Annotated in this window: 3 protein-coding genes and 2 rRNA genes (1 of these 5 only partly in view); 3 read left to right on the top strand and 2 right to left on the bottom strand. The window is 58.5% G+C overall.

Annotated features, from left to right (window positions below; all coding sequences use genetic code 11):
• The first annotated feature begins 8 nt into the window (after nt 1–8).
• The 3 genes from AC1L34_RS09860 (at nt 9) to AC1L34_RS09870 (ending at nt 3476) form a co-directional block, all read left to right on the top strand.
• Nucleotides 9–803 carry an SDR family NAD(P)-dependent oxidoreductase gene (locus AC1L34_RS09860; RefSeq protein WP_424293916.1) on the top strand — a complete coding sequence of 265 codons (795 nt, stop codon included), beginning with the start codon at nt 9–11 and terminating at the stop codon, nt 801–803.
• Between the two features lie 76 nt (nt 804–879).
• Nucleotides 880–2007 carry a DUF5938 domain-containing protein gene (locus AC1L34_RS09865; RefSeq protein ID WP_424322584.1) on the top strand — a complete coding sequence of 376 codons (1128 nt, stop codon included), beginning with the start codon at nt 880–882 and terminating at the stop codon, nt 2005–2007.
• Nucleotides 2004–3476 carry a class I adenylate-forming enzyme family protein gene (locus AC1L34_RS09870; RefSeq protein WP_424322583.1) on the top strand — a complete coding sequence of 491 codons (1473 nt, stop codon included), beginning with the start codon at nt 2004–2006 and terminating at the stop codon, nt 3474–3476. The genes AC1L34_RS09865 and AC1L34_RS09870 overlap by 4 nt, the downstream gene beginning before the upstream one ends.
• A 64-nt stretch (nt 3477–3540) precedes the next feature.
• Here AC1L34_RS09870 and rrf read toward each other — a convergent pair.
• Nucleotides 3541–3657: ribosomal RNA gene (rrf, locus tag AC1L34_RS09875) — 5S ribosomal RNA — on the bottom strand.
• Nucleotides 3658–3806: 149 nt separating this feature from the next.
• Nucleotides 3807–6304, bottom strand: a 23S ribosomal RNA gene (locus tag AC1L34_RS09880) (it continues 640 nt past the right edge of the window).

The raw sequence follows: 6304 nt of genomic DNA on the forward strand, positions 1-6304 counted from the left end.
AGAACTCCATGAGTGTTTTCGATCTGACCGGCCACCGCGCACTTGTGACCGGAGGCGCGCAGGGCCTCGGGGAGGGGATGGCACGTGCACTCGCGACTGCGGGGGCCTCCGTTGTCATCGCCGATCTGCAAACCGACACCGCAGCAACTGTTGCCGCGTCCCTCGGCGACGGTCACGGTGCAGTCCATCTGGATGTCACCGACGAAGACAGCTGGACTGCCGCGATCGACGGCGCGCGCACCCAACTCGGAGGGCTCGACATCGTCGTCAACAATGCTGGCGTCGAGATCAGCGAACTGATGACCGAAATCTCGGTCGCCGCAATTCGCGCCCAGCTGGATGTCAATGTGCTCGGTACTGCGCTCGGTATCAAGCACGGGTTGCGCGCGATGCGACCCGGCGGCGCCGCTGGCCAGGGCGGCGTCATCATCAACGTCGCCTCCGTCGCTGCCACCATCGCTTTCCCCGGCATCGGCATCTACTCCGCCACCAAGTCCGCTATCGACCGCATGACGAGGGTCGCCGCGATGGAAGCGGGCAAGCTCGGCTACGGGGTTCGCGTCAACTGCGTATACCCCGGACTCGTACCAACTGAGATGGGCACCGGCCTCGCCACCGACATGGCCGAACTCGGCCTGTTCGGATCTGCCGAAGAAGCTGTCGAAACCGTCGTCAGCCTCACTCCCAGTGGACGCCTCGGCGAAGTGCGCGACATCGCCGACGCCGTGACATTCCTCGCCTCCGACGCCGCCCGCTTCGTCAACGGCGTCGGCCTTCCCGTCGACGGCGGAATGGGCATGTAACAGTCCCCACGCGCATCCCTTCACCTTCCAGACACACCAGCAACCATGCACTCGAAACTCTGCATAGGAGCAACCCATGAGTAGCAAGCACGTCATCGTCTACGGCGCATCCGGGTACACCGGCCGTCTCATCTGCGAATTCCTCCGCCACTACAACATCTCGTTCACCGCCGCCGGGCGCGACGAGGACCGACTTCAAGAATCGATGACCTCCCACGTTCCCGGTATCGAAACCGCCGACTACGAGGTCGTCGCCGTCGAGCACTCGGTCGACGCGCTCACCGACCTCTTCCGCGGCAGCTCGGTGGTTCTCAACACCGTCGGACCGTTCATTAAACACGGCGACGCAGTTGTGCAGGCCGCCCTTGCCGCCGGTGCGCACTACACCGACACCACCGGCGAACAAGACTGGCTCATTCACTGCGAGGAGCAGTTCAGTTCCGACTTCGCAGCCGCCGGCCTACTCCTGGCTCCCGGCATTGCTCAGATGTATACGACAGGTGAGATCGCCGCACAGATCGCGCTCGAGACACCCGGCGTCGACACTCTCGACATAGCCGTCTTCTGGGGTGGAAGTCCGACGATCGCCTCGACTCGGACCATTCTGGTGAACGCCGCCGGAGGCGCCGCGTACTACTTGGAGCAAAACCAGTACGTACCCTTCGATCCCGGTCAAGGATTGGTGCCGCTCGTAGTTCCGGGCCAGCACGAACTCGCGCAGTCTCTCCCCTGGGGCGGTACGTCGCACCCGGTCTGGTTCAAGAATGATCCGCGAGTCGCGAACTGCAAGGCGCAGGGCGGCGTCTTCAACGCCGCGCTGATGAACGGTGTTCCCGTCATCGTGGCCGATGCGCTCGAGGCCACGAAAGACATGACTCCCGAAGACCGCGACGCCGCTCTCGACGCGGTAGCCGCGCAGGTAATGAACACGATGCCGCCTCGAGAGAATGCGCGCATCAACAAATCCCTCGATTCAGTCCACGCATCCGGACCGCTCGGTCGCGCGCACGTGGTGATTCACGGCAATAACAACTATCAGCAGACAGGTCTGCTGCAGGCCTACGCCGCCTACTCGCTTCTACAACAGGCCCCACGTCGGGTCGGACTCGCTTCGGCCTGCCAAGCCTTCGGTCACCGAGAACTCGAAGGGGTGCTGCGGTCCTTCGGATTCATAGCGCCACCGATCGTGACGGTGCACGCATGAGTGGCCTGCCTATCCCCGCGCTACCGCGCACTCGTGCCGACGCCGCTCCCGATGCCCCAGCTCTCGCAGACGACAGGCTCGAACTGAACAACTCCACCTTCGCCACGACGGTGGACGCCGCCGCCAGCCGCCTGCACGCGGCTGGTGTCGGGTCTGGTGATGTGGTGGGGCTACTCCTGCCGAATAGAGTCGAACTCGTCGTAGCGATCTTCGCTGCCTGGCAAGTTGGAGCCGCAGTTACGCCGATCAACCCTGCTCTCGCACCACCCGAAATCGATTTTCAGGCCCACGACGCAGGTTGCCGGGTGCTCGTCGTCGAATCCGGCCAGCCAGTCCCGGATATCACCACCGTCGCCTGCGATGACCTGCTGAAAGCTGACGGCACCGCACCGACGCCGGTAGTCGTGCAGCCAGCAGACCTTGCACTCCTCATCTATACCGCCGGCACCACGGGAACGCCGAAGGGCGTCATGATCACCCACGGCAACATCGATGCCATGACCTCTACGTTCGTCACGCACTTCGCCTTCACCGAACACGATCACAGCCTGCTGGTGCTGCCTCTCTTTCATGCCAACGGCGTAGTGCTCGGCACCCTCAGTCCCTTGCGCGCTGGTGGTCGTGCGAGCATCGTCGGTCGCTTTCGAACGGAAGAATTCTTTCCCGCCGTCGAAAAGTACCGACCCACGTACTTTTCTGCGGTGCCAGCCATCTACGCAATGCTGACGGCGTTACCAGCGGAGGTCGTGCCTGATACATCTTCTTTGCGGTTTGGAATCTGTGGCGCCGCTCCGATGCCTGCGGAACTCATCGAAAGATTCGAATCGCGATTCCACGTGCCGATCGTAGAAGGCTATGGGCTATCTGAGACGACCACCGCATCCGCGATAAATCCCCTCGACGGACCCCGAAAGCCCGGGACTGTGGGACCACCGCTACCTGGCCAACGGATCCGTATCGTCGATGCTTCGATGACTGATGTCCCTGTGGGGCAGACCGGGGAGGTGCTAATTGCTGGAGATGTCGTGATGGCTGGCTATCTGAATCGGCCGGAGGCTACCGCTGAGACAATCGTCGACGGTTGGCTTCGTACCGGTGATGTTGGCCGATTCGACGATGACGGCTATTTGCGCCTCGTTGACCGCGTCAAGGACATGGTGATTCGAGGCGGCGAAAACATCTATCCGAAGGAGATAGAAGAACAGCTTTACCGGGTCGACGATGTTTTTGAAGCCGCTGTGATCGGCCGGCCCCACGAGATCCTCGGAGAAGTCCCCGTCGCGTACGTTTCACTGCGACCCGGAGGCTCATCAACTGCGGAATCTCTCCTCGAGGATCTACGCATCAATCTCGCGCCTGTGAAGTTGCCCGTTGAAATACTGTTCCTCGACGAAATCCCAAAGAACCCGGTTGGGAAGATCGATAAGCCAACGTTGAGACGCTCAGACAAGAGCAAACGGAAGGCCTGAAACAGACCCGCAAATGAGTCAAGCCCCCGAACCATTGCTGGTTCGGGGGCTTGGCTTAAATTGTGTTCGGCGGTGACCTACTCTCCCACACCCATTACAGTGCAGTACCATCGGCGCAGGTGGGCTTAGCTTCCGGGTTCGGAATGGGACCGGGCGTTTCCCCACCGCTATAGCCGCCGTAACTCTATGAAACTGTCCGACCAACCCCAGCTTTGACCGCTCACGCGGTCTACACACGGGTTGGTGTGTTGTTTCAGAGGTGCATAGTGGATACGCGTATCACGTGTGTCTTCAACTTTCGACTCACACACATTTAAAATGGTGAGTGTTGTTGGTAAGTCCTCGGCCGATTAGTACCAGTCACCTGAACACATTGCTGTGCTTACAGTTCTGGCCTATCAACCCCATAGTCTGTAGGGGGCCTTACCCCACCCGAAGGTGGGTGAGAAACCTCATCTTGGAACAGGCTTCCCGCTTAGATGCTTTCAGCGGTTATCCCTTCCGAACGTAGCTAACCAGCAGTGCTCCTGGCGGAACAACTGGCACACCAGAGGTTCGTCCGTCCCGGTCCTCTCGTACTAGGGACAGGTTTCCTCAAGTTTCTAGACGCGCGCGGCGGATAGAGACCGAACTGTCTCACGACGTTCTAAACCCAGCTCGCGTGCCGCTTTAATGGGCGAACAGCCCAACCCTTGGGACCTACTCCAGCCCCAGGATGCGACGAGCCGACATCGAGGTGCCAAACCATCCCGTCGATATGGACTCTTGGGGAAGATCAGCCTGTTATCCCCGGGGTACCTTTTATCCGTTGAGCGACACCGCTTCCACTTGCCGGTGCCGGATCACTAGTCCCGACTTTCGTCCCTGCTCGACATGTACGTCTCACAGTCAAGCTCCCTTGTGCACTTACACTCAACACCTGATTGCCATCCAGGCTGAGGGAACCTTTGGGCGCCTCCGTTACATTTTAGGAGGCAACCGCCCCAGTTAAACTACCCACCAGGCACTGTCCCTGAACCAGATCATGGTCCGAGGTTAGAAGCCCAATACGATCAGAGTGGTATTTCAACAACGACTCCACCAACACTAGCGTGCCAGCTTCACAGTCTCCCACCTATCCTACACAAACCGCACCGAACACCAATACCAAGCTATAGTGAAGGTCCCGGGGTCTTTTCGTCCTGCCGCGCGTAACGAGCATCTTTACTCGTACTGCAATTTCGCCGAGCCTGTGGTTGAGACAGCAGAGAAGTCGTTACGCCATTCGTGCAGGTCGGAACTTACCCGACAAGGAATTTCGCTACCTTAGGATGGTTATAGTTACCACCGCCGTTTACTGGGGCTTAAATTCTCAGCTTCACCAACAAAGTTGATTAACCGGTCCTCTTAACCTTCCAGCACCGGGCAGGCGTCAGTCCGTATACATCGTCTTACGACTTCGCACGGACCTGTGTTTTTAGTAAACAGTCGCTTCTCTCTGGTCTCTGCGACCACCACCAGCTCCAGACGTCAAGTCCTTCACCAATCGTGGTCCCCCTTCTCCCGAAGTTACGGGGGTAATTTGCCGAGTTCCTTAACCACAGTTCACTCGATCGCCTTAGTATTCTCTACCTGACCACCTGTGTCGGTTTGGGGTACGGGCCGTGTACCAACTCACTAGAGGCTTTTCTCGACAGCATAGGATCACTGAATTCGCCTCAACGGCTACGCATCACCTCTCAGGATATATAAGACACGGATTTGCCTATGCCTTTCCCTACAGGCTTACACCAACTATTCCATCAGTTGGCCCAGCTACCTTCCTGCGTCACCCCATCGCTTGACTACTACACCCAAGGTCCCATGCAGCCATCCCCAGAGAAATCCGAAGAAATCAAAGAAGACTTTTGGATGGTTAGTACAGATGATTCATCATTGGGCGCGGATACACGGGTACGGGAATATCAACCCGTTGTCCATCGACTACGCCTGTCGGCCTCGCCTTAGGTCCCGACTCACCCTGGGCGGATTAACCTGGCCCAGGAACCCTTGGTCATCCGGCGGACAAGTTTCTCACTTGTCTTTCGCTACTCATGCCTGCATTCTCACTCCCACACCCTCCACAGCTAGATCACTCCGCTGCTTCCATGGATGCAGGACGCTCCCCTACCCACCCACACCACTAGACAAGCTCCCGCAGGAACAAGCCGATGTAATATGTGAGTGCCGCGGCTTCGGCGGTGTACTTGAGCCCCGCTAAATTGTCGGCGCAGAATCACTTGACCAGTGAGCTATTACGCACTCTTTCAAGGGTGGCTGCTTCTAAGCCAACCTCCTGGTTGTCTCAGCGATCCCACATCCTTTTCCACTTAGTACACGCTTAGGGGCCTTAGCCGGCGATCTGGGCTGTTTCCCTCTCGACTACGAAGCTTATCCCCCGCAGTCTCACTGCCACGCTCTCACTTACTGGCATTCGGAGTTTGGCTGACGTCAGTAACCTAGTAGGGCCCATCGGCCATCCAGTAGCTCTACCTCCAGTAAGAAACACGCAACGCTGCACCTAAATGCATTTCGGGGAGAACCAGCTATCACGGAGTTTGATTGGCCTTTCACCCCTACCCACAACTCATCCCCTCCATTTTCAACTGAAGTGGGTTCGGGCCTCCACAAAGTCTTACCTCTGCTTCACCCTGGCCATGGGTAGATCACTCCGCTTCGGGTCTAGACCCAGCGACTCAAACGCCCTATTCAGACTCGCTTTCGCTACGGCTACCCCACACGGGTTAACCTTGCCACTGAGCACTAACTCGCAGGCTCATTCTTCAAAAGGCACGCCATCACCCCCACAC

The sequence above is a fragment of the Gordonia sp. 34D genome (assembly GCF_056682775.1).

Coding starts and splice junctions, on each gene's coding strand:
- AC1L34_RS09870 (WP_424322583.1), top strand. CDS start 2,004: ATGAGTGGCCTGCCTATCCCCGCGCTACCGCGCACTCGTGCCGACGCC.
- AC1L34_RS09860 (WP_424293916.1), top strand. CDS start 9: ATGAGTGTTTTCGATCTGACCGGCCACCGCGCACTTGTGACCGGAGGC.
- AC1L34_RS09865 (WP_424322584.1), top strand. CDS start 880: ATGAGTAGCAAGCACGTCATCGTCTACGGCGCATCCGGGTACACCGGC.